This is a genomic window from Kumtagia sp. (genome assembly GCF_059502445.1).
In genome coordinates this window covers 1-20,547 of the sequence record NZ_JCACER010000005.1, presented here as the reverse complement: position 1 = coordinate 20,547, position 20,547 = coordinate 1, and the positions used below count along the sequence as shown (strand labels likewise).

Sequence of the window (20,547 nt, the reverse complement as noted above, 5' to 3'; positions counted from 1 at the left end):
TAGGGCCAGCTATTCCTTATTGCCGGGCTGCGGCGCAAAGACGTCCCCGTCTTCCGGCGGCTCGTCGCCGGCTCCATCGAGAAACGTCAGGAACGCCTTGCGGTCGCCGCGGACGGCGCGCTTGCCGAAGAACTCCTCGGTCTCCAGCGCAGAGAGCTTTTCCGCGACCGCCACGTTTATGAACCGGTTGAGGCTCGTCCCTTCCGCCGAGGCGACGCGCTCGGCCGCGTTCTTGAGCGAAGGCTGGAGGCGCAGGGCGTAGTTCGCTTTGGTCATGCCAGTCTCCTCATCAGTTCCGCTGGAGTAACTATCTCGATCCCGAAACGCGAGGCCGGCGCAAAATGCCCAGAGTTGAAGGTCACGATGCAGCCAGATAATCCAGAAAACCCGCGACCGCGCCGACATTCAGTCCCGTCGCCAGCAAATGCTCGGGCCGTGTCAGAACCGCCTCGTATTTCAGGAAAAGCGGTACGCTCGCCACCATTCGGAAGACCTTATCGTCGGCCGCCCGAAGCCGGTAATATACAACAAAAAGTCGCCTACTCCGCCGTCGCCGCCTCATACTCCGCAGACATCTCCAGCCAGCGCTCCTCCTGGCTCCCGAGTTGCGCGGCAAGCTGCGCGCGCTCCTTGGCGAGTTGGGTGGCCGTCGTCGGGTCCTTCTCGTAGACGGCCGGATCGGCGAGCCGGTCCTCGAGCTGGTCGATGCGCTTGCGCAGCCGGTCCATCAGCGCCTCGGTGGCGCGAATTTCCTTGGCCAGCGGCTCGGCGGCGGCGCGGCGCGCGGCCGCCTCGCGGCGGCGGTCGGCCTTCGACGCCTTCTCCGCCTCGCGCTTCTCGCGCCGGTCGGCCGAGACGCCGGTGACGATCTGCCGATAGTCGGCCATGTCGCCGTCGAAGGGATTCACCGCGCCGTCCTTGACCAGCCACAGCCGGTCGGCCGTCGCCTCGATCAGGTGGCGGTCGTGGGAAATCAGGATGACGGCGCCGGGAAAGTCGTTCAGCGCCAGCATCAGCGCCTCGCGCGAGTCGATGTCGAGGTGGTTGGTCGGCTCGTCGAGGATGAACAGGTTCGGCCCGTCGAAGGCGGACAGCCCCATGAGGAGCCGCGCCTTCTCGCCGCCCGACAGATCCTTGGCCGGCGTGTTCATCTTCTCCGTCGTCAGCCCGAACTGGGCGACGCGCGCCCGCACCTTCGATTCCGGCGCCTCCGGCATCATGCGGCGCACATGCTCGTAGGCGTTTTCTTCCGGCCTGAGGTCGTCGAGCTGGTGCTGAGCGAAGATCGACACCTTCAGCCCGGGCGCGATCGTCATCGTGCCGGCGTCCCCCTTCAGCCGCCCCGCCAGAAGCTTGGCGAAGGTCGACTTGCCGTTGCCGTTGGCGCCGAGCAGGGCGATGCGGTCGTCGGCGTCGATCCTTAGCGACAGCTTCTTCAGGATGGGGCTGCCGGGCTGATAGCCCACCGAAACCCCGTCCAGCGCCACGATCGGCGAGGCCACCGTCTTCACCGGCTCGGGAAAGTTGAACGGCCGCACCGTATCGTCGATCGCGGCGGCGATCGGCTTCATCTTCTCCAGCGCCTTGATGCGCGACTGCGCCTGCCTAGCTTTCGACGCCTTGGCGCGGAAGCGGTCGACGAAGGACTGCAGGTGCTTTCGCTGCGCCTCCTGCTTGACGCGGCTCTTCTCCTGCAATTCGAGCTGCTCGGAACGCTGACGCTCAAACTGGTCGTAGCCGCCGCGCCAGAAGGTCAGCTTCTGCTGGTCGAGATGGACGATCGAGTTGACGGCGCGGTTGAGCAGGTCGCGGTCGTGGCTGATCAGGAGCACCGTACGCGGATATTTGGCGACGTAGGTCTCCAGCCACAGCGTGCCTTCGAGGTCGAGATAGTTGGTCGGCTCGTCGAGCAGCAGCAGATCCGGCTCCGAGAACAACACCGCGGCCAGCGCCACGCGCATGCGCCAGCCGCCGGAAAAGGACGAGGCCGGCCGCTGCTGCGCCTCGGCGTCGAAGCCGAGGCCGGCGAGAATGGTAGCGGCGCGCGCCTCGGCCGTATGCGCGTCGATGTCGGCCAGCCGGATGTGGATCTCGGCGATGCGCTCCGGGTCGGTCGCCGTCTTCTCTTCCGCCAGCAGCGCGGCGCGCTCCTTGTCGGCGGACAGCACGATGTCGATCAGCGGCTCCTCTGTCCCGGGCGCCTCCTGGGCGACCTGGCCGATGCGCGTGTTCTTCGGCAGCGCGATCGAACCGGTCTCGCTGGAAAGATCGCCGGTGATGGCGCGGAACAGCGTGGTCTTACCCGTGCCGTTTCGGCCGACCAGCCCCGCCTTCGTGCCTTCCGGCAGGAAGAGCGAGGCATGATCGAGGAGGAGCCGTCCGGCGACGCGGAGCGAAAGATCGGTGATGGTCAGCATGGCCCGGCGCTTTTGGCCGAAGGCTGGAGCAAGGGCAAGGCGGGCGTTGAACAAATATGGTGCGATGTGTATACTGGCAACGACAATACACATCGAGAGCCGGCATGCGCACGAACATTGATATCGACGAGAAGGCTGTGAAAGAGTTGATGGCCATGACCGGCGCCAGGACCATGAAAGAAGCCGTCAACAACGCCGTGCGCGATCAGTTGAGGCAGCAGCGCGCCATCGATGTTTTGCGCAGCTTGCGGGGCAAGGTCGAATGGGAGGGCGACCTCGACGCAATGCGGCGTGACCGTTTTTGATCCTCGTCGATACGTCGGTATGGGTCGCGTTCTTCAGACAGCACGCCTCAACGGATACTCTCGCTTTGGATGATCTGCTGGCGGCGAAGAAAGTTCTCGTCGGCGACCTGATCGCCGCGGAAGTCCTGCAAGGCATCAAGGGCGCGAGGGAAGAGAAGCTGGTCGCGTCAGCGCTGCTGCGCCTTCCGTCCAGAGACCTGTGCGGGATGGAGATTGCGCTCAAGGCTGCCGAGAACTACCGCAGGCTGCGCGCGAAGGGTGTAACCATTCGCGGCACAGTCGATGTCGTCATCGCCACCTGGTGCATCGAAAACGACGTGCCGCTGCTGCACAACGACCGCGATTTCATCGCCATGGAATCCGAACTCGGCCTGAAGGCCTACAATCGTTCGGCGTGACCCCGGTCTCACGCAAACGCCCTGCCCTCATCGGTGCGCTGGAAATAGATGAGGTCGAGCGTCAGCGACGGCTTGCCCAGGCCCGTCAGGATCGTGTGCATCTGGCCGCGATGGTGGGTCTGGTGGTTGAACAGATGCGCCAGCGCCGGCGCCAGCCGCTGCGAGATGGTGCGCACGTCGGTGGCGGTGATGTAGGTGAAACGGCCGGCGAACTGCTCTTCGCCCAGGCCGGCGATCCATCCGACGATGCGGTCGTCCTCGGCGATCCGCGCCTTGCGCAGCGGCGCGAAATCCCGGTGCAGGATCGCGTCCAGCCTGGCCGGCGCGTCGCCCTCGCCGGTAAAACGCTTCATCCAGATGCGGTCGGTGGCGAGCAGATGGTTGAGCGTGCCCATGGCGGACGTGAAGAACGCGCCGGTGTCGCGTGAAAACTCCTCCGCCGTCAACTCGGCCACAGCGTCGTAGACGCGCTGATTGGCCCAACGGTTGTAGGCGGCGAACATCTGGAAATGCTGCTTCATCGGCTTCCCTTCCGGGCTCGGTGCGGCGACAGTCACGCTCCTCTTATCCGCAAGGACACGGGCCGCCAATGACCATCCTCCTCTACGAACTCGCCGGCGCCGACACGTCGCGCCCCTTCAGCCCGCACTGCTGGAAGACGGTGCTGTCGCTGGCGCACAAGGGACTCGATTTCGAACGCCGGACCGTGCCGTTCACCCGGGTCGGAGCGGTCGAGGGTGGTATCTCCAGAACCGTCCCGGTGATCCGCGACGGCGACAAGGTCGTCCCTGATTCCTTTTCGATCGCGCTCTACCTGGAAGAGACCTATCCCACGCGCCCGAGCCTGTTCGGCGGGCCGGGCGGCATCGCAACGGCTCGCTTCATCGAGCGCTGGTCGCAACTCACCGTTCATCCCTATCTCGGCGCGGCGGCGCTGCTCGATATCCATTCCATGCTGGCAGCGGAGGACCAGGCCTATTTCCGCGACAGCCGCGAGAAGCGTTTCGGCAAAAGGCTGGAGGAGGTTCCCCTCGACCGGGAGGAGCGGCTCGCCGCCTTCCGCGCAACGCTGGAGCCGCTGCACAGCATGCTCGCCTACCAGCCGTTCATCGGCGGGGCCTCGCCGCTTTTCGCCGACTACATCGTCTTCGGCGCCTTCCAGTGGATGCGCATCAGCTCGCCGTTCCAGGTTCTCCTGGCGGATGACCCGGTCGCCGTCTGGTTCGAGCGCTGCCTCGACCTTCATGGTGGCCTCGGGCGAAGCGTCAGCGCGGCAACCTGAAAACCTCGGCGTCCGGCCCAGGCTCCCGGAAGCTGGCCGGTAACCCGCCCCGCGCGGCAACCGGCCCCTTGGCAAGGGATCGGACGGCCTGTATACGCACCGCCACCTTCCCCTTTCACGCTTGACAAGGACATATCATGGCGATCGAACGCACGTTTTCGATGATCAAACCCGACGCGACCCGACGCAACCTCACCGGCGCGATCACCAAGATGCTCGAGGAGGCCGGCCTGCGCGTCGTCGCGTCGAAGCGCGTGTGGATGAGCCGCCGCGAGGCGGAGGGTTTTTATGCCGTGCACAAGGAGCGGCCGTTCTTCGGCGAGCTCGTCGAATTCATGTCGTCCGGTCCGACCATCGTGCAGGTCCTCGAGGGCGAGAACGCCATCGCCAGGAATCGCGAAGTGATGGGCGCCACCAACCCGGCCAATGCCGACGAGGGCACCATCCGCAAGGTGCATGCGCTGTCGATCGGCGAGAATTCCGTGCACGGCTCCGACGGCGCGGAGACCGCCGCGCAGGAGATCCGCTACTGGTTCTCCGACACCGAGATCGTCGGCTGATCCCAAGCCGAACGGCGATGGTTAACGCGGAGCCGTCGGAGGTTCCGCGTTAACGTTATCTTTACTATCTTCTTGCCGCCTGCATCCGGATACTGCACTGAAGCCTCCTGAACTCAATCAGGAGATGTGTCGTGGCAGTCGTGAAGTTGGGCGTTGCAAATCCGGCCAGCCAAACCCAGGCGGGCTCTCTTCCCGAAACGCTTTCCCTTTCGGGGTGGTCGACGACCACCTTTCCAGGCGGAATGACCTTCACGGCACCCGCGTCAAGCCCGACGACGGTGCCCAGCAAGGTCTCGGTCACGCTCGACGCGGCCAACAACGTGACCGCCCTCAGCTACGCCTCGAGCTACATTCACTCGACGCTTCCGCAGTTCCAGGTCAGCGGCCTGTCGATCGCCAAGGCGACGCTGCTCGCCAATCTGGCCAACATCATGCCGCTCGTGCTTTCCGGCGACGACACGATCTACGGCAACGACTTCAACAACACCCTGAACGGCAGGGCCGGCAACGACATCATCTACGGATATGGCGGCGACGACAAACTCACGGGCGACATCGGAAACGACAAGCTCTTCGGCGGCGACGGCACCGACCAGCTCTTCGGCGGCAGCGGCAACGACACGCTGCTGCCCGGCCCGAACGCGGCCGGCGGCGCGCGTGAAATCGTCGATGGCGGGGCGGGCACGGACACGGTTTCGTTCAGAGGGCACACGGCCGCCGTCACCGTCAATCTCGCCACCGGAACGGCGACCGGCACCGGCACCAACGCCCAGCTGATCTCGATCGAATATGCCATCGGCTCCGCGCATGCCGATTTGATAAGCGGCTCCGCCGCCAACAACGTGCTGGTCGGCGATGCCGGCAACGACAAGCTCTACGGCCTGGGCGGCCACGACAAGCTCGATGGCGGTTCCGGCAACGACCAGCTCCTCGGCGGCGAGGGCAACGACACCATGCTGGGCGGCGACGGCAACGACACGCTGCGCGGCGACAAGGGCGCCGACGTGCTGAACGGCGGCGCCGGCACCGATCTGGCGACCTATTCGACTTCCAGCGCCGGCGTTGACGTCAACCTCACCTCGGGAGCGGGCGCCGGCGGCGACGCCCAGGGCGACAGCTTCATCAGCATCGAGAACGTGACCGGCAGCAATTTTCGCGACACGATCATCGGATCGGCGGCCGCCAACCGCATCTCCGGCGGATTGGGCGACGATTCGATCTTCGGCCAGGCCGGCAACGACGCCCTGACCGGCGATGGCGGCAACGATGCCCTCTTCGGCGGCGACGGAAACGATACGCTGTCCGGCAATGACGGCAATGACGGCCTATTCGGCGAGGCCGGCATCGACATCGTCTATGGCGGCAACGGCAACGATTATATCGAGGGCGGCGACGGCAACGACGTGCTGTGGGGCGAAGCCGGGGACGACAATATCCAGGCGGGTGCCGGCGACGATTTTGTCGTGCTGGGCGACGGCAACGACAATTTCACGCTCGGCGCCGGCGCCGACCTGGTGCGGTTCGACTACGGCAACGGCCACGATACGATCACCGACTTCGGCAATGGCGCCGACCGCATCGACTTCACCTGGACCGACGCGACGCTCGCGCAAGTGCAGGCCGGCGCGGTGCAGACGTCGGAAGGCGTGCTGCTGCAGGTCGGCTCGGGCTCGATCCTGCTGTCGGGGCTGCAGCTGTGGCAGCTCGAATGGAACTCGGATTTCCTGTTCGCCTGAGCCGGCTCAGGCTCACTTCCATCTGGAGGCGGCGGCGTCATCCGCCGCCTTCGCCTCGACCCAGTCGCCGCTGCTGCCGTCGCGGCGATGCTCCTTCTTCCAGAAGGGCGCGCGCGTCTTCAGGTAATCCATGACGAAGGAGGCGGCCGCGAACGCCGCCTCGCGGTGCGCCGAGGCCGCGACCACCAGGACGATGTTCTCGCCCGGCTCGATGCGGCCGAAGCGGTGGATGGCCGTCAGGCCGCTGACCGGCCAGCGTTCGGCCGCCTGCCTGGCGATGCGGCCGATCTCGGCCTCGGCCATGCCGGGATAATGTTCCAGCTCCAGCGCCGCGAGCGTGCCCGCCTCGTCGCGGCACAGACCGGTGAAGGTGACGACGGCACCGACATCGGAGCGGCCGGCCGTCAGCCGCGCGCTCTCGGCGGCGGCGTCGAAATCCCGGCGCTGGATGCGCACGGTCGGCTCGACGGCCACCGGATCAGCCTCCGGTCATCGGCGGGAACAGCGCGATCTCGCGCGCCCCGGCGACAGCCTCGCGGTGGTCGACATGCTCCTGGTTGATGGCGACGCGGATCACCTCGGGATGGCGCAGCGCGTTCGCATATTCGTCGCCGCGCCCTTGCAGCCAGGCAAGCAGGTCGCGCACAGACCGGACCTGCGCCGGCAGGACCACATCCTCCTCGGAACGGCCGATGCGCTCGCGCACCCAGGCGAAATAGATCAGCTTAACGGTTTGCTCGCTCATTCGTCGACGATGTGCTTCAGCCCGGCGCGGAAATAGTCGTAGCCGGTATATAGGGTGAGCAGGGCCGCCACCCAGAGCAGGACGAGACCGGTCTGCGTCCAGTAGGGCACGATATTGTCGCCGGCCGGCCCGAGCAGCAGGAAGGCGATCGCCACCATCTGCACCGTGGTCTTCCACTTGGCGAGTTGCGTCACCGGCACGCTGACCTTGAGCTCGGCCAGGTATTCGCGCAGGCCCGAAACCAGGATCTCGCGGCACAGGATGATGATCGCCGCCCACAGCGACCAGCCGGCGATGCCGCCGCGATGATCGGTGTCGGCGGCCAGCAGCAGCAGGCAGGTCGCCACCAGCAGCTTGTCGGCGATCGGATCGAGCATGCGGCCGATGTTGGAGGTCTGCTGCCAGGCGCGGGCGAGGTAGCCGTCGAGATAGTCGGTCAGGCTCGCCACGATGAAGATCAGGAAAGCGCTCCAGCGTGCGAACTCGCTGGATTGCAGCCGGCCCTCCAGAAAGAAGCACAGCACGACCAGCGGCACAGCGAGTATGCGCCCGTAGGTCAGCATGTTCGGGAGGTTGAACGCGCGCTTTGCCATTTTTTCCGTCGTAGCCATCTGCGTACTCAAATCAGAAGGTGTTGCAGCGGGTCAACAGGCCAAGTCGGTTGGACCAAGGCACAATTAGGGCGAAGCCGCATCAATTCTCGTGAAAATGATTGTAAACCGCGCGAGCAACCGATTCCGAGATGCCGTCGACCGCCATCAGGTCGTCCATCGCCGCCCGGCTGACCGCTTTCGCGGTTCCGAAATGCATCAGCAAGGCGCGTTTGCGGCCCGGGCCGATTCCGGCGATCTCGTCGAGCGGGTTCTTCGTCATCTCCTTCTTGCGGCGCGCGCGGTGCGAGCCGATGGCGAAGCGGTGTGCCTCGTCGCGCAGCCGCTGGACGAAATAGAGCACGGGATCGCGCACCGGCAAGGTGAAGGACTCGCGGCCTGCGACGAAGAACCGCTCCCGCCCCGCATCCCGGTCGACGCCCTTAGCGACGCCGATGGCGGTCACGCGTCCGGCGACGCCGAGCTTGTCGAGAATGCCCCGCACCGCCGACATCTGCCCTTGCCCGCCATCGATGAGGATGACGTCCGGCCAGGCCGGAAAGGCGCCGTTGCCGTTCTCCTCGGCCAACGCGTCGTCGCCGGCGGAAGCGCCGTTCTCCTGTTCTTCCTTCAGGAGTCTGGAGAAGCGGCGCTCCATGACCTCGCGCATCATGCCGAAATCGTCGCCGGGCGTGATCTCGGTCGATCGGATGTTGAATTTCCGGTACTGGTTCTTCACGAAGCCTTCCGGTCCGGCGACGATCATGGCGCCGACGGCGTTGGTGCCCATGATGTGCGAGTTGTCGTAGACTTCGATGCGCGTCGGGATCTTTTCCAGGCCGAACGTTTCCTTCAGACCTTCCAGCAGCCGCGCCTGCGTCGACGTCTCGGCCAGCCGCCGCGCCAGCGCCTCGCGCGCGTTCTGCAGCGCATGGTCGACGAGGTCCTTCTTCTCGCCGCGCTTCGGCACGCCGATCAACACCTTGTGGCCGGCCCGGGTGGCCAGCGCCTCGGCGAGCAGTTCCTGCTCCTCGACCTCCTGCGCCAGCAGGATCGTCCGCGGGCTGGGCTTGTCGTCGTAGAATTGGGCGAGGAAGGAGCCCAGTACCTCGCCCGGTTCCAGCGCCGGGTCGGCCTTGGGGAAGTAGGCGCGGTTGCCCCAGTTCTGGCCGGTGCGGAAGAAGAACACCTGGATGCAGTTCTGGCCGCCCTCCTGATGCAGGGCGAAGACGTCCGCCTCCTCGACCGATTGCGGGTTGATGCCCTGATGGCTCTGCACATGCGACAGCGCCGCGAGGCGGTCGCGGTAGATTGCGGCACGCTCGAAATCGAGATCGTCGGAGGCCAGTTGCATGGCCGCGCCGATCTGCGTCTTCACCTTCTGGCTGCGGCCGGACAGGAAGTCCGTCGCCTCGCCCACCAGTTCGGCATAGTCGACCGGCGAGATCTCGCCGGTGCACGGACCCGAGCAGCGCTTGATCTGGAACAGCAGGCAGGGCCGGCTGCGCGTCTCGAAAACCGAGTCGGTGCAGGTTCTTAGCAGGAAAGCCCGCTGCAACGCGTTAATGGTGCGGCCGACAGCGCCGGCCGAGGCGAAGGGGCCGAAATAGTCGCCCTTGCGCGATCGCGCGCCGCGGTGCTTGAAGATGCCGGGCGCCGGATGGTCGCCTGTGACGACGATATAGGGAAACGACTTGTCGTCGCGCAACAGCACGTTGAAGCGCGGGCGCAAGCGCTTGATCAGATTGGCTTCGAGCAGCAGCGCCTCGATCTCGGTGCGCGTCACCACGAATTCCATGGTGACGGTCTCGCGCACCATCCGGCCGATGCGGTTGGTGTGGAAGCGGCCCTGCGCGTAGGCGGTGACACGCTTCTTCAGGCTGCGCGCCTTGCCGACATAGAGCACGTCGCCGGCAGCGTTCATCATACGGTAGACGCCGGGCGCGTTGGGCAGCCGCTTGACCAGCGCCTGGATGACGTCGGCGCCCGCCTTGCCGGCAGCCTCTCCAGCCTGCCCGCTCCAGTCGATGGCGGTGAACGGCAGATCGGGACCTTCGGCTGGCGCGGGCTCGACGACAATATCCTCTTCCTCGTCCGCCTCGGCGTCGGGCAGGTAGCCGGCAATGTCCTCCGCCGCGCTGTCCTTGCGCGGGATCGGCGGCATCTTTAGCTGGCGAGCACTCATTCGGTCATGCCTGCCAGGTCCGGCGTCTCCCAGGCAAGATGCTGGCCGCCATCCAGCGCGATCATCTGGCCGGTGATCGAGCGCGCCTCCCAGAGATAGCGTACGGTTGCGCCGAACTCGGCCGGCGCCGGCGGACGCTTGAGGATCAGCCCGTCGACCTGCGCGGCGAAGTCGGCGGCCTGCTGCCGGCTGCTGGCGAAGGTGGGACCGGGACCGATCGCATTGACGCGGATGCGCGGCGCCAAAGCCTGCGCCATGGTCATGGTGGCCGTCCACAGGGCCGACTTCGACAGCATGTAGGAGAAATAGCGCGGATTGGGGTGCAGGACACGCTGATCGATGACGTTGACGACGAGCCCCTCCGCCTCCGCCGGGAGGCGCTTGGCGAACGCCCTTGCCAGCGCGACCGGCGCCTTGAGGTGGATGGCGAAGTGACGGTCCCAAAGCTCCCAGTCGAAATCCGCCACCGTGTCCGGCTCGAAGATCGACGCATTGTTGACCAGGATCGACAAAGGGCCGAGCCGGTCCTCCGCCTCTCCGGCCAGGGCGGCCGCGGCATCCGGCTCGCTCAGGTCGGCCGTCACCACCGCCGCGGCGCCGCCGGCGGCGCGAATCGTTTGAACCAGACGTTCCGCTTCGTCGCGCGAGCGGTGGCAGTGGATCGCCACGCCGAAGCCGTTCCTCGCCAGGTCCTCGACGATGGCGCGGCCGATACGGCGCGCCCCTCCGGTCACCAGCACGTTGGTCCGTGTTCCAGACAAGATCACCTTCCCGCTCAGACAGATTCGTTTACGAGGTGTTCGCTCATCGGGCGGGAATGTGGCGAAATCACCCTCGTCCGGCGGTGCGAGCAGCTCAACCGGCGCACCGGCAGCCGCAATATAGGGCTACGGACCCCTTGCACCAAGCGGCCAGGCGCCGGCGGCGGCGACCCTGCTGACAGGCCATGTTGCCGGAATGTCACGTCGGATTTCGGCCGCATTCGCGCCCGGGAATCATCAAAGTTAGGGTGCGCTGCGGCCGCATTTGCCCACGACATTCGGACCGTCGAGTCCTGCCCGTCTCCTCCCGCCTCGGGCCGGCTCTTCTTGAACGTGACCACAGTGTCCTGAGTATCCTGTGGGGTAAGGAGAAGTTGAATGTCTGCATCTATCAAATTCGCGCGCCCGGTCGCGGCGGCTCTCGGCCTCGCCGCCCTGGTGGGCATCGGCGCAGCCAATGCCGCCGACGTCATCGAGGAAGCCCCGCAGCCGGCCGTTCCCATGGAAGTGGCGCCGGTCGCGAGCTGGAGCGGCGCCTATGCGGGCGTCACCGCCGGCTACGGTTTTGCCGGGCGCTCGCATGACGATACCAACAACAACAAGATCGACACCGACGGCTTCGTCGGCGGCGCATTCCTCGGCTATCAGGTTGACACCGGCAGCGGCATCGTCGCCGGCGTCGAGGGCGACGTCGGCTACAGCGGCGTCGAGGGCTCGAATGCCGGCACCGAGGTGAAGGGCGGCGTCGACGGCTCGCTGCGCGCCCGCCTCGGCTACACGCTGACTCCCGACGTGCTCGGCTACGTCACCGCCGGTGGCGCCGCCAAGCGCATGTCCGTCGAGGAAGGCGGGGAGAAGGACTCGCAGACCCAGCTTGGCTGGACCGCCGGCGTCGGCACCGACGTCAAGATCACCGAGAAGGTGTTCGGCCGCGTCGAGTATCGCTACACCGACTACGGCAGCGAGGATTTCTCCACCGGTACGGGTTCGGGCAAGGTCGATGCCAAGGACCACCGCGTGCAGGTCGGTCTCGGCCTGCAGTTCTGATCGCAGCCGACAGGGTTACTGCAAAAGGCCGGGCGCAAGCCCGGCCTTTTTCTTTGAGCAAACACCGGGACGCGGCCAGTTTTCGACAGGATCAGCACAGCCTGGCCAAAATCAACTGCATCCCCTGCCGGGCTCACGCCGGCAGGTATGGCTTCAGCTCCGGAAAGCGCTCGTCGAAGCGGGCGGCCCAGCGCTTCAGCTTGGCGCGGCCGCGCTCCCACTGGCCGGCGAAGCGCAGGTCGAGATAGCCGAGGCAGGCGCGCAGCGCGATGTGGCCGGCGGTCGGCTTCTTGCCGAGCCGCGGCAGCCTGCCGTTCAAGAGGTCGAGCGACCGCACGACCTTCGACCATTGCAGGTCGAGCCAGGGCTGGTGCACCTTCTCGGCCGGGCGTATGCGGCGCTCGTAGACATGCGCGAGCGCGCAGTCGCAGATGCCGTCGGCGAGAGCCTCCAGCAGTTCCGCATCGAGCCGCTTTGCCGCGTTGCGCGGAAACAGGGCGTTGCCGGAAATCCGGTTGAGATGCTGGGTGATGGCGCGGCTGTCGTAGACCGCCTGCCCGTCATCGGTGACCAGGCAGGGGATCTTGCCGAGCGGGTTCACCGAGGTGAGTTCGGGCGGCTGCGGCCCCGTCTCCACCTTCACCGCTTCCAGCGGTATCCCGGCATAGGCGGCCGCCATGCGCACCTTGGCGCTGTAGGGGGACGCGGGCGAATAAAGCACCTTCGGCATTTCGGCTCTCCAGGGGACTGTCGCGGACGCTATTGCGCGACACCGCCGCAGGCAACATGCCAAACCGCGCCAGCAACAGGCTTTCTCTGCGCCAGAACAGTGGCCATGCCGGTCAGGCGACGGCTCTCTGGCCGCTGGCGAAGCCGCTCAGGCCGAGCCATGTCTGGATCGCCTTGGCGATCGGCCGCTCGCCTTCCAGCTCGAGCTGCCGCGACGCAAGCGCGGAGGGGATGAGCGTGATCCCCATCCAGATCGCCGTCATGGTGTGAAGCGAGCTGCGCACCAGCAGGTTGACCTCGTAGCCCGGATCGAAGCCGCAGAGGTCGACCGTGCCGTTCTCGATCACCAGCCACCAGTTGCGCTGCGCCTCCGGCAGTTCGGGGTACTGAAACTGAATCGTGCAGCGTTTCGGCGGAAGCGGTTGCGGATTGAGCCTGCGGCGGATGTCCCACATCAACAGCGACGGATCGAGATTCTTCAGCGACAGGCGCGATTCCACCCAGCGATGGCCCCAGAAACCCATCGATAGAACGATGGGCTCGAGTTCCTCTCCGGCCGGGGTGAGCCGGTATTCCGGCGCGCCGCCGTCCCGCGGGACGATTGCGATCACGCCGGCTTTCTCCAACTCCTTCAGCCGCTTGGACAGCAGCGCCGGCGACATGCGCGGAACCCCGCGCCTGAGATCGTTGAAGCGCCGCGATCCGCACAGCAATTCGCGGATCACCAGAACGGTCCAGCGCGCGCACAGAATCTCGGCCGCCATCGAGACCGGGCAGAACTGCCCATATCCACCACGGTCCTCCATAAAACCTCCATCGAACAACCGACGCAGAATAATGGTGAAGCATTCTCCTGCCAAGAACTTGATTGTGGCCGAGGCCGCATCGCTGCGCCATCGTTTTTCTTTACCCCTCGACTGGTACAGTTCCTGAACTTGTCTTCGATCCAAGGCCGTATGATCTTCGGCCAATGGCATTCCGCCAAGGGAGAAACAGGCAATGACCAATCCAATGCAGAAGGAAAGCGTCACAACTACAAGGGGAGCTGATCTGGTGGACACGGTGCGCCGGCTCGGCGCCGATTTCGCCGAGCGTGCTGCCGAGGTCGATGAAAACGACCGGTTCGTGGCAGACAACTACCAGGCGCTGAAGGCCGCCGGGCTGGTGGAAGCCGGCGTGCCGGCCGAGCTTGGCGGCGGCGGCGCCGAGGTTCGGGAACTCGCCGCCATGCTGCGCGAGCTTGCCCGGCACTGCGGCTCGACGGCCCTCGCCTTCTCCATGCATACCCACCAGGTGGCGATCCCCGCCTGGCGCTGGCGCCATCAGAAGGCCGTCGCGGTCGAGCCGCTGCTGAAGCGGGTCGCCAGCGAGCGTATCGTCCTGCTCTCCAGCGGCGGCTCCGACTGGATCGCCGGCTCGGGCAAGGCGGAGAAGGTGGACGGCGGCTACCGTATCTCGGCGCGAAAGGTGTTCACCTCGGGCGCGGCGGCCGGCAATGTGCTGATGACCGGTGCCGTCGTCCACAAGGAAGGCGAGCCCGACGCCGTCATCCACTTCCCCGTGCCGATGGCGGCGCCCGGCGTGACCGTCCTCGACACGTGGCGCAGCCTCGGCATGCGCGGTACCGGCTCCAACGACGTGCTGATCGAGGGCCTGTTCGTGCCCGACGCCAGCGTGGCGGTGACGCGCAAGAGCGGCGAATGGCATCCGCTGTTCCAGATCATCGCCACCATCGCCTTCCCGCTGATCTACGCGGTCTATCTTGGCGTCGCCGACAGCGCCCGCGACATCGCCCTCGGCATGGCCAAGGGCAAGCGGCAGTCGCAGCACGCAACGCGGCTCGCCGGCGAGATGGACACGACGCTCAGGGCCGCGCAGCTCGCGCACCGCTGGATGATCGAGACCGTCGAGCGCAACGCGCCGTCGGCCGAATCGGTGAACGAGGTGATGATCGGCCGCTCGCTGGTGGCGAAGAATGCGATCCGCACCGTGGATCTGGCGATGGAACTCGCCGGCGGCGCCAGCTTCTATCGTGGCAACGGCCTGGAGCGCTGCTTTCGTGACGTGCAGGGCGCGCGCTTCCATCCGCTGCAGGCCGGCCCGCAGGCCGAATACGCCGGCGCGATGGCGCTCGGGCTGCCGGTGGCGACGATATTCTGATTGTCCGCCACCATTCGACGGGCAATGGAGCGATGCCGCGCGGACTCGGGCACGCGCGGCATCGCGGCCGACCTATCCGCCGCGCATGGGCGGCATCACCACCTTGCCGGCGCGGCAGGCGCGGCGGTCGACCTCGGGGCAGTCGCGGAAGCGCAGGTCCGTGGTCATGCAGATGCGAACCTCGCGCAGGTAGCGGCGGTCGCAGGTGACGGCGATGCCGTCGGCCGCCAGTCCGGGGTTGGCCTTCAGGAACGACTGCTCGGCCTCGCCCGGCGCCAGCGTGCGGTAGTCGTCGAGGCGACGGAACTCCGCCGGCACCATCACCTTCTCGCGCGCCGAGCGCAGCACGCGAAAATAGTCGGACTGCGACAGGCCGGAGCAGCTGCCGTGCTTTCGCCACTGGTGCCGGATCAGGCCGGCCGACGGCATCAGGTCGTAGAGCGAGCGCATCGTGTTGGAAGCGACGTCGCGCTCGCCGGCCGGACAGTCGGCCGGAAAGCCGCGCTCGAATTGCGGCCACAGGCCGTGTACGACGAAGGCGTAGGGCCGGCCGGTATTGCACTGCTGGCGGTTGGCGTTCTCGCCCTCGGCCTCGCAGTAGCTCGGCGACCAGGACAGCGCGAGCACGTAGAAATCGAAGCCGCTTCCCTGGGGGATTTGCGCCGGCGCCGCGACCGGCGCGCCGTTCTCGGGCGCTTTGGCTTCCTGCTCGCAGCCGGCGGCCAGCAGGACGAGGAACAGCGCCGCGGCGCTGCAGAACACGCCCGCCGGCCGGCGCGGCATCGGGCGAATCACTGCAGGACGCGGCAGCCGCCATTATAGACGTACCAGCGGTCGAAGCCGGACACGCAGAACTCGACATTGTGGCCGATGCCGACGAAGCCCATGCGGCCCTCGATCAGGTACCAGATGTTGCGGCTGTGGCCGTCGGAGAGAATGACGGTGGCGCCGCAATAGCGGCGCGAGATCGGCCAGTCCTCGCTCTCGGGCTGGTAGCGGCGCTCGTAGATGTCGCGGAAATCGGTAATCGCGACGTCCGGAAGATTCGGCACGTGCCGGACCTGATAGTCGAAGCGGGAGGCGATCTTGTTGAGGTAGCGCTGGTCGGCGCAGGGCCCCGCGCCCCGGTACAGGCCCACCGCGGGATCGGCTGCCTCGGCGACCGACGTCCATGCCAGTCCGGCAAGCGCCAGCGCGGCCACGGCCAGAGTTTTGACGACATGCGACATGGGTCCCTCGCGAACGGTCCTGAAAGAGCTTTGCCACCCGCGGCCACCATGGCGCAATCGCCGGATACGGGTCAAGCACCCGACAACCTTCGGCCGATGCTTCGCAGCGGTGCGCCCTGCCGCGATGAGACATCAGGACGCCGCCTCCCCGGCCAGCCATTCCACCGACCAGCCGGCGCCGGGCGCCTCGGCGAGCACCGGCTCCAGCGCGGGAAGCAGGACGCGCAGCTCGGCCTCCAGCGTATAGGGCGGATTGACGACGACCATGCCGGTGCCGTCGAGGCGCGGCTCGGCCGACGGCGGGCGGACGGCGAAGCGGATGTCGAGGATTCTCGGGATGCCCGCCCCGCGCAGGTCCTCGGCGAAACGCGCCACCGCCGCACGATCCTTGACCGGATACCAAAGCGCGAACATGCCGCCCGGCCAGCGCCGGTGCGCCTTGGCGAGGCCAGCCGCCAGCCGGTCGAACTCGCCGCCCAGCTCGAAGGGCGGGTCGACCAGGACCAGGCCCCGCTTCTCCTTGGGCGGCAGATGGGCGCCGAGGGCCAGCCAGCCGTCGAGCGCGATGACGCGTACCTGGTGGTCGCCGGCAAACAGCGCGGCGAGGTCGCGGGCATCGTCTGGGTGCAGCTCGATCGCCGTCAGCCGATCCTGGCGGCGCAGCAGGTGGCGCACGATCGCCGGGGAACCGGGATAGTGCCGCAGGTCCCGTCCCGGGTTGGCTGCCGCGACCGCGTCGAGATAGGGCGCCAGCAGCGCGGCGGCCTGGCCCGGCAGGGGCGCATCGAGCAGCCTGCCGATGCCGGCCCGCCATTCGCCGGTCCTTTGCGCCTCGCCGCCCGAAAGGTCGTAGAGGCCGACGCCGGCATGCGTGTCGATGACGCGGAAGGGCTTTTCCTTGTGCTTCAGGTATTCGACCAGCCGAACCAGCACCGCATGCTTGACGACGTCGGCGAAATTGCCGGCGTGGAAGGCGTGGCGGTAGTTCACGTCCCGCCGCGGCCCCAGCGCGGCGCCGGCGGCTGGCCGCCATCCTTGCCGCGGCGGCGGAAGGACAGGACGAAGCCGATGAAGCCGATCGCCATGATCGAGAAACCGACCGGCTGCGCCCGCTCGTCATAGGCACCACCGCCGCCGAGCAGCAGCAGGTCGACGGAGCGGATATCGATGCCCTCGGCATCGCCCGGGCCGACGACGAAGCTGTAGTCGCCGTCCTCGATCGCCGGAAGCGTGCCGGCCGGCAGCCGCCAGCGCTGGTGCAGGGCCTGCGGCGCTTCCTCCCGCCGCTCCGCCGCGGAAAGATCGACGGTTTCGGCAAGCACCGTCCGGCCTTGCGTCGAGGCGGTGACGGTGAGCACGCGGCCTCCCGGCAAAGCGCCGGTCGGCATGGCCGCGCTCATGTCGAGGAACGCCTTCACCGGTGCGTCGGTCGAGCCGAGCCGCGCATCGATCGCGCGGAAGCCACTGCCCGCCTCGTAGACGCGCCAGGTGCCGATCTCGTGGCCGGCGAGATTGCGGATCGCCCAGGGATAGACGAGGCCGACGGCGGCGCCGATCAGGAAGAGCAGCAAGAAGGCAATGCGCATCAGCATGGCGCGGCGGCCCCCGCGCCATGCCCGCGGCGGACGCCCGGCATCATGCCTTGCGTTCCCATCGCCGGTCCGGCGTCTGCTGCCAGTAGGTCACCGCGTGGCCGGCCGCCTTCTGCGTCTTCCATTGGGCGCGGGCCTCCTCGACCTGGGCGGCGTCATGGCCGTCGAACATGAAGACCATGCGCTCGTAATTTTCGGCCGGCGGCGGGCTGGCGCCGTCGACGACGAAGCGCACGGTCGCCTGGTTGCCGTTGTCCTGGCCGGTGGTCAGCAGCACCGGCTGGGCCTCGGCATGCGGTTCGTGGTCGCTGCCATGGGCGAGGAAGGAATCGTCGCGATAGGTCCACAGATAGCTGTCGAGGCTGTCGCGCCGCTCGGGGCTGCCGGCCTGCACCACGGCACGCCAGCCGCGCTGCAGCGTCCGCTCCAGCAGCGCCGGCAGCGCGTCCTCGAGCGTCGATTCGGTCAGGTGGTAGAAGAGGATCTCGGCCATGCCCGCTGCGATCTTCAAGCCTCGTAGTGATCGCGCACCAGCCGGTCGAGCAGGCGGACGCCGAAGCCGGAGGCCCAGGACTGGTTGATCTCGGTCGCCGGCGAGCCCATGGCGGTACCGGCGATGTCGAGATGCGCCCAGGGCGTTTCCTTGACGAAGCGCTGCAGGAACTGCGCCGCGGTGATGGCGCCGCCATTGCGTCCGCCGGTGTTCTTCATGTCGGCGTTCTTGGTGTCGATCAGCTTGTCGTATTCGCTGCCGAGCGGCATGCGCCACACGCGTTCCTGGGTGATCTGGCCGGCGGTGAACAGGCGCTGCGCCAGTTCGTCATTGTTGGAGAACAGCCCGGCATAATGATTGCCGAGGCTGACCATGATCGCCCCGGTGAGCGTCGCCAGGTCAACCATGAAGCGCGGCTGGAAGCGGTCGTTGCAGTACCAGAGCGCATCAGCCAGCACGAGCCGCCCCTCCGCGTCGGTGTTGATGACCTCGATGGTCTGGCCGGACATGGAGGTGACGATGTCGCCGGGCCGCTGCGCATTGCCATCGGGCATGTTCTCCACGCAGCCGGCGATGCCGATCACATTCGCTTTCGCCTTGCGCGACGCCAGCGCACGCATCAGGCCGAGGACGGCGGCGGCGCCGGCCATGTCGCCCTTCATGTCCTCCATGCCCGCCGCCGGCTTGATCGAGATGCCGCCCGAATCGAAGACGACGCCCTTGCCGACGAAGGCGACCGGCTTGTCCTTCGGCTTGCCGCCGTTCCAGTGCATGACGATGAGCCGCGGCGGCCGCGCCGCGCCCTGGGCGACGCCGAGCAGCGCGTTCATGCCGAGCTTGCGCATCTCGCGCTCGGTCAGCACCTCGACCTTGACGCCGAGCGTCTGCAGCTCGATGGCGCGCGCCGCGAACTCGACCGGCCCGAGCACGTTGGCAGGCTCGTTGACCAGGTCGCGCGTCAGCAGGACGCCGTCGAGCACGGCCTCCGCCTGCACGAACGCCTTCCTGGCCGCCGCCGGATTGGCGCACTGGACGACGATGCGCGCCGGCTTGTCTGGCGCGCCGCCATCGGCCTCGTCCTTGCGGGTCTTGTAGGTGTCGAAACTGTAGCTCCGGAGCAGGATGCCGGCCGCAATGTCGGCGGTCTCAGCCGCACCGATGGCGAAACCGGACAGTTCGGCCACGACGATCACGTCCCGCGCCCGCCTGAGCTGCGCCCCAATGGTGCCGCCGAGGCGAAGCCAGCTCGATTCGACGAGCGTGGCGGTCTTGCCGACACCGACGGCGATCAGCCGGTCGAGCGGCGATTTTTCCGGCGCGATCACGTCGACGGCGCTGCCGAAGCGGCCGCGAAACTCCGCAACCGCGAAGGCGCGGGGAAGCACGTTGCCGGGATCGCAGGCCTTGGCGGCAGCACCGAGGTCGCCCGCCTCCGGGGCCAGCACGATGGCCATACCCTTCTTCGGAGCGGCGAACCTGGCGAAGGTGATGGTCGGTCGAGAAGTCATCTATGCCCCAATTCCAGCCGAGTGACGTGGTCCCCCGAACGACATTTCGCCGGTTTGAGCCGGTTTGGCAAGCCGAAGGGGCTGCCTGGCGCCTCGCCGCGGCCGGCCATGCGGCTTCCCCCGCGCATGACTCGCCCTCCGGCCGGTTTGCCGGTCGGGTTGGATTCGATGGGAAGACGGGCGGCCGCGAGATCGCTCATCTAAATTTTATATGCGACCTTTCGGCCGCCCGTCCGGTGCTTCTTCGCCGCTTCATTTCCGGGTCATGGGATCGTACTCGCTACTCCGGCTTAAGTGACGCCGGCGATATCCCGCTCATGACGGCTCCTGAGGCCATACCGGAGCCCCGTCCCGCTCAAAGGCGGGATCGTTGGAAACTCTGAAGCAGCGCCGGCCCTCGCGGCCACGTTAGCCGCTACCTTCCGGACACCGGCCCCTCCCCGCAGACCACCGTCATGATCGGCGTTCCCGCAAGAGGGACTGCCGGCAAGGATAAGGGAGGCGGAGGGGATGGGGATAAAATAGACGGGATTTTCGTCGCGAAAGCTGCAAAAGGCTGAAAAGACAGGGTTTGTCCTGGACTGTGCGGTTTTTCCATCCCCTTACGTGCCAGGGCAAATCGCATATGCCGATGATAATCCGGGGCCGCGCAGCGGAACCCGGAATCCATAGCGTTGGTGTCGAAGGAAAAGCGAAACCTCGCAAATATCCAGGAATTTCGAGCAGCGTCGGCACTCTGGATTCCGGGTTCCGCGGCGCGGCCCCGGAATGACGACGCAGAGCTGTCTGCCGCTCCGATACAACTCACAT

General features: G+C 66.8%; 24 protein-coding genes. 7 read left to right on the top strand and 17 right to left on the bottom strand.

Annotated elements, in window-relative coordinates; translation table 11 throughout:
• Positions 1 to 9: 9 nt before the first annotated feature.
• The 3 genes from AC5JDC_RS01705 to AC5JDC_RS01695 all read right to left on the bottom strand — a co-directional run bounded on the left by AC5JDC_RS01705 (position 10) and on the right by AC5JDC_RS01695 (position 2,417).
• Positions 10 to 276: a toxin-antitoxin system HicB family antitoxin gene (locus AC5JDC_RS01705; protein WP_495838556.1), complete on the bottom strand. Its 267-nt coding sequence runs from the start codon at positions 274 to 276 to the stop codon at positions 10 to 12.
• A gap of 82 nt (positions 277 to 358) precedes the next feature.
• Positions 359 to 484, bottom strand: coding sequence for a hypothetical protein (locus tag AC5JDC_RS01700; protein WP_495838554.1), 126 nt, complete (start codon positions 482 to 484; stop codon positions 359 to 361).
• Between the two features lie 55 nt (positions 485 to 539).
• Complete coding sequence (locus tag AC5JDC_RS01695; protein WP_495838552.1) at positions 540 to 2,417, bottom strand: ABC-F family ATP-binding cassette domain-containing protein; 1,878 nt, start codon at positions 2,415 to 2,417, stop codon at positions 540 to 542.
• Between the two features lie 104 nt (positions 2,418 to 2,521).
• Between AC5JDC_RS01695 and AC5JDC_RS01690 the strand changes: the two genes are divergently transcribed.
• Together AC5JDC_RS01690 and vapC are read left to right on the top strand one after the other, a co-directional pair.
• Positions 2,522 to 2,722 carry a type II toxin-antitoxin system VapB family antitoxin gene (locus tag AC5JDC_RS01690; protein WP_495838550.1) on the top strand — a complete coding sequence of 67 codons (201 nt, stop codon included), beginning with the start codon at positions 2,522 to 2,524 and terminating at the stop codon, positions 2,720 to 2,722.
• Positions 2,719 to 3,120 carry a type II toxin-antitoxin system VapC family toxin gene (vapC, locus tag AC5JDC_RS01685; RefSeq protein ID WP_495838548.1) on the top strand — a complete coding sequence of 134 codons (402 nt, stop codon included), beginning with the start codon at positions 2,719 to 2,721 and terminating at the stop codon, positions 3,118 to 3,120. The genes AC5JDC_RS01690 and vapC overlap by 4 nt, the downstream gene beginning before the upstream one ends.
• Positions 3,121 to 3,128: 8 nt before the next feature.
• On the opposite strand, the gene AC5JDC_RS01680 is transcribed toward vapC, so the two are convergent.
• On the bottom strand, positions 3,129 to 3,641 hold the full coding sequence (locus tag AC5JDC_RS01680) for a DinB family protein (RefSeq protein WP_106772052.1): 513 nt from the start codon (positions 3,639 to 3,641) through the stop codon (positions 3,129 to 3,131).
• Positions 3,642 to 3,709: 68 nt separating this feature from the next.
• On the opposite strand from AC5JDC_RS01680, the gene AC5JDC_RS01675 reads away from it, so the two are divergent.
• The 3 genes from AC5JDC_RS01675 to AC5JDC_RS01665 all read left to right on the top strand — a co-directional run bounded on the left by AC5JDC_RS01675 (position 3,710) and on the right by AC5JDC_RS01665 (position 6,698).
• Complete coding sequence (locus AC5JDC_RS01675) at positions 3,710 to 4,402, top strand: glutathione S-transferase family protein (protein WP_495838545.1); 693 nt, start codon at positions 3,710 to 3,712, stop codon at positions 4,400 to 4,402.
• Positions 4,403 to 4,539: 137 nt separating this feature from the next.
• A complete protein-coding gene (ndk, locus tag AC5JDC_RS01670; protein WP_106772050.1) occupies positions 4,540 to 4,962 on the top strand; it encodes a nucleoside-diphosphate kinase in 423 nt (140 codons plus the stop codon).
• 242 nt (positions 4,963 to 5,204) lie between these two features.
• Positions 5,205 to 6,698: a calcium-binding protein gene (locus tag AC5JDC_RS01665; RefSeq protein WP_495838543.1), complete on the top strand. Its 1,494-nt coding sequence runs from the start codon at positions 5,205 to 5,207 to the stop codon at positions 6,696 to 6,698.
• A 12-nt stretch (positions 6,699 to 6,710) separates the two neighbouring features.
• Here AC5JDC_RS01665 and AC5JDC_RS01660 read toward each other — a convergent pair whose 3' ends face one another.
• The 5 genes from AC5JDC_RS01660 to AC5JDC_RS01640 form a co-directional block, all read right to left on the bottom strand.
• The gene (locus AC5JDC_RS01660; RefSeq protein WP_495838541.1) at positions 6,711 to 7,172 is read right to left on the bottom strand and encodes a molybdenum cofactor biosynthesis protein MoaE; all 462 of its coding nucleotides are present in this window, start codon (positions 7,170 to 7,172) and stop codon (positions 6,711 to 6,713) included.
• 4 nt (positions 7,173 to 7,176) lie between these two features.
• A complete protein-coding gene (moaD, locus tag AC5JDC_RS01655; protein ID WP_495838539.1) occupies positions 7,177 to 7,443 on the bottom strand; it encodes a molybdopterin converting factor subunit 1 in 267 nt (88 codons plus the stop codon).
• Positions 7,440 to 8,036: a CDP-diacylglycerol--glycerol-3-phosphate 3-phosphatidyltransferase gene (gene pgsA / locus AC5JDC_RS01650; protein WP_106772047.1), complete on the bottom strand. Its 597-nt coding sequence runs from the start codon at positions 8,034 to 8,036 to the stop codon at positions 7,440 to 7,442. The genes moaD and pgsA overlap by 4 nt, the downstream gene beginning before the upstream one ends.
• Positions 8,037 to 8,136: 100 nt before the next feature.
• Complete coding sequence (gene uvrC, locus AC5JDC_RS01645) at positions 8,137 to 10,197, bottom strand: excinuclease ABC subunit UvrC (RefSeq protein ID WP_495838768.1); 2,061 nt, start codon at positions 10,195 to 10,197, stop codon at positions 8,137 to 8,139.
• Between the two features lie 17 nt (positions 10,198 to 10,214).
• A complete protein-coding gene (locus AC5JDC_RS01640) occupies positions 10,215 to 10,979 on the bottom strand; it encodes an SDR family oxidoreductase (protein ID WP_495838536.1) in 765 nt (254 codons plus the stop codon).
• 378 nt (positions 10,980 to 11,357) lie between these two features.
• Here AC5JDC_RS01640 and AC5JDC_RS01635 point away from each other — a divergent pair, with 378 nt between their 5' ends.
• Positions 11,358 to 12,026, top strand: a complete 669-nt coding sequence (locus AC5JDC_RS01635) for an outer membrane protein (protein WP_106772044.1) — start codon at positions 11,358 to 11,360, stop codon at positions 12,024 to 12,026.
• Positions 12,027 to 12,159: 133 nt separating this feature from the next.
• On the opposite strand, the gene AC5JDC_RS01630 is transcribed toward AC5JDC_RS01635, so the two are convergent.
• Both AC5JDC_RS01630 and AC5JDC_RS01625 read right to left on the bottom strand, forming a co-directional pair.
• Positions 12,160 to 12,756 (bottom strand): glutathione S-transferase family protein, encoded by a 597-nt coding sequence (locus tag AC5JDC_RS01630; RefSeq protein WP_495838534.1) that lies wholly within the window; start codon positions 12,754 to 12,756, stop codon positions 12,160 to 12,162.
• A 112-nt stretch (positions 12,757 to 12,868) separates the two neighbouring features.
• On the bottom strand, positions 12,869 to 13,561 hold the full coding sequence (locus tag AC5JDC_RS01625; RefSeq protein ID WP_495838766.1) for a winged helix-turn-helix transcriptional regulator: 693 nt from the start codon (positions 13,559 to 13,561) through the stop codon (positions 12,869 to 12,871).
• 193 nt (positions 13,562 to 13,754) lie between these two features.
• On the opposite strand from AC5JDC_RS01625, the gene AC5JDC_RS01620 reads away from it, so the two are divergent.
• Positions 13,755 to 14,915, top strand: a complete 1,161-nt coding sequence (locus AC5JDC_RS01620) for an acyl-CoA dehydrogenase family protein (protein WP_495838532.1) — start codon at positions 13,755 to 13,757, stop codon at positions 14,913 to 14,915.
• 72 nt (positions 14,916 to 14,987) lie between these two features.
• Here the strand turns inward: AC5JDC_RS01620 and AC5JDC_RS01615 are convergent, their stop codons facing one another.
• The 6 genes from AC5JDC_RS01615 to AC5JDC_RS01590 form a co-directional block, all read right to left on the bottom strand.
• Positions 14,988 to 15,698: a ribonuclease T2 family protein gene (locus tag AC5JDC_RS01615; protein WP_495838530.1), complete on the bottom strand. Its 711-nt coding sequence runs from the start codon at positions 15,696 to 15,698 to the stop codon at positions 14,988 to 14,990.
• Positions 15,699 to 15,706: 8 nt separating this feature from the next.
• Complete coding sequence (locus tag AC5JDC_RS01610; protein ID WP_495838528.1) at positions 15,707 to 16,144, bottom strand: hypothetical protein; 438 nt, start codon at positions 16,142 to 16,144, stop codon at positions 15,707 to 15,709.
• A gap of 132 nt (positions 16,145 to 16,276) precedes the next feature.
• A complete protein-coding gene (locus AC5JDC_RS01605) occupies positions 16,277 to 17,134 on the bottom strand; it encodes a 23S rRNA (adenine(2030)-N(6))-methyltransferase RlmJ (RefSeq protein ID WP_495838526.1) in 858 nt (285 codons plus the stop codon).
• Positions 17,131 to 17,736, bottom strand: coding sequence for a hypothetical protein (locus AC5JDC_RS01600; RefSeq protein ID WP_495838524.1), 606 nt, complete (start codon positions 17,734 to 17,736; stop codon positions 17,131 to 17,133). Before AC5JDC_RS01600 ends, AC5JDC_RS01605 begins: the two co-directional genes overlap by 4 nt.
• A gap of 43 nt (positions 17,737 to 17,779) precedes the next feature.
• A complete protein-coding gene (locus AC5JDC_RS01595) occupies positions 17,780 to 18,229 on the bottom strand; it encodes a DNA polymerase III subunit chi (protein WP_495838764.1) in 450 nt (149 codons plus the stop codon).
• Between the two features lie 14 nt (positions 18,230 to 18,243).
• Positions 18,244 to 19,737 carry a leucyl aminopeptidase gene (locus AC5JDC_RS01590; RefSeq protein WP_495838522.1) on the bottom strand — a complete coding sequence of 498 codons (1,494 nt, stop codon included), beginning with the start codon at positions 19,735 to 19,737 and terminating at the stop codon, positions 18,244 to 18,246.
• Positions 19,738 to 20,547: the final 810 nt, after the last annotated feature.

Excerpts from the sequence above, each read along its gene's own strand:
- AC5JDC_RS01690 (WP_495838550.1), top strand. The coding sequence starts at position 2,522 with ATGCGCACGAACATTGATATCGACGAGAAGGCTGTGAAAGAGTTGATG.
- AC5JDC_RS01610 (WP_495838528.1), bottom strand. The coding sequence starts at position 16,144 with ATGTCGCATGTCGTCAAAACTCTGGCCGTGGCCGCGCTGGCGCTTGCC.
- AC5JDC_RS01625 (WP_495838766.1), bottom strand. The coding sequence starts at position 13,561 with ATGGAGGACCGTGGTGGATATGGGCAGTTCTGCCCGGTCTCGATGGCG.
- AC5JDC_RS01665 (WP_495838543.1), top strand. The coding sequence starts at position 5,205 with ATGACCTTCACGGCACCCGCGTCAAGCCCGACGACGGTGCCCAGCAAG.
- uvrC (WP_495838768.1), bottom strand. The coding sequence starts at position 10,197 with ATGCCGCCGATCCCGCGCAAGGACAGCGCGGCGGAGGACATTGCCGGC.
- AC5JDC_RS01635 (WP_106772044.1), top strand. The coding sequence starts at position 11,358 with ATGTCTGCATCTATCAAATTCGCGCGCCCGGTCGCGGCGGCTCTCGGC.
- AC5JDC_RS01630 (WP_495838534.1), bottom strand. The coding sequence starts at position 12,756 with ATGCCGAAGGTGCTTTATTCGCCCGCGTCCCCCTACAGCGCCAAGGTG.
- AC5JDC_RS01600 (WP_495838524.1), bottom strand. The coding sequence starts at position 17,736 with ATGCTGATGCGCATTGCCTTCTTGCTGCTCTTCCTGATCGGCGCCGCC.
- AC5JDC_RS01595 (WP_495838764.1), bottom strand. The coding sequence starts at position 18,229 with ATGGCCGAGATCCTCTTCTACCACCTGACCGAATCGACGCTCGAGGAC.
- ndk (WP_106772050.1), top strand. The coding sequence starts at position 4,540 with ATGGCGATCGAACGCACGTTTTCGATGATCAAACCCGACGCGACCCGA.
- AC5JDC_RS01705 (WP_495838556.1), bottom strand. The coding sequence starts at position 276 with ATGACCAAAGCGAACTACGCCCTGCGCCTCCAGCCTTCGCTCAAGAAC.
- AC5JDC_RS01590 (WP_495838522.1), bottom strand. The coding sequence starts at position 19,737 with ATGACTTCTCGACCGACCATCACCTTCGCCAGGTTCGCCGCTCCGAAG.
- pgsA (WP_106772047.1), bottom strand. The coding sequence starts at position 8,036 with ATGGCAAAGCGCGCGTTCAACCTCCCGAACATGCTGACCTACGGGCGC.
- AC5JDC_RS01695 (WP_495838552.1), bottom strand. The coding sequence starts at position 2,417 with ATGCTGACCATCACCGATCTTTCGCTCCGCGTCGCCGGACGGCTCCTC.
- AC5JDC_RS01620 (WP_495838532.1), top strand. The coding sequence starts at position 13,755 with ATGACCAATCCAATGCAGAAGGAAAGCGTCACAACTACAAGGGGAGCT.
- AC5JDC_RS01615 (WP_495838530.1), bottom strand. The coding sequence starts at position 15,698 with ATGCCGCGCCGGCCGGCGGGCGTGTTCTGCAGCGCCGCGGCGCTGTTC.
- AC5JDC_RS01700 (WP_495838554.1), bottom strand. The coding sequence starts at position 484 with ATGGTGGCGAGCGTACCGCTTTTCCTGAAATACGAGGCGGTTCTGACA.
- AC5JDC_RS01680 (WP_106772052.1), bottom strand. The coding sequence starts at position 3,641 with ATGAAGCAGCATTTCCAGATGTTCGCCGCCTACAACCGTTGGGCCAAT.
- AC5JDC_RS01675 (WP_495838545.1), top strand. The coding sequence starts at position 3,710 with ATGACCATCCTCCTCTACGAACTCGCCGGCGCCGACACGTCGCGCCCC.
- moaD (WP_495838539.1), bottom strand. The coding sequence starts at position 7,443 with ATGAGCGAGCAAACCGTTAAGCTGATCTATTTCGCCTGGGTGCGCGAG.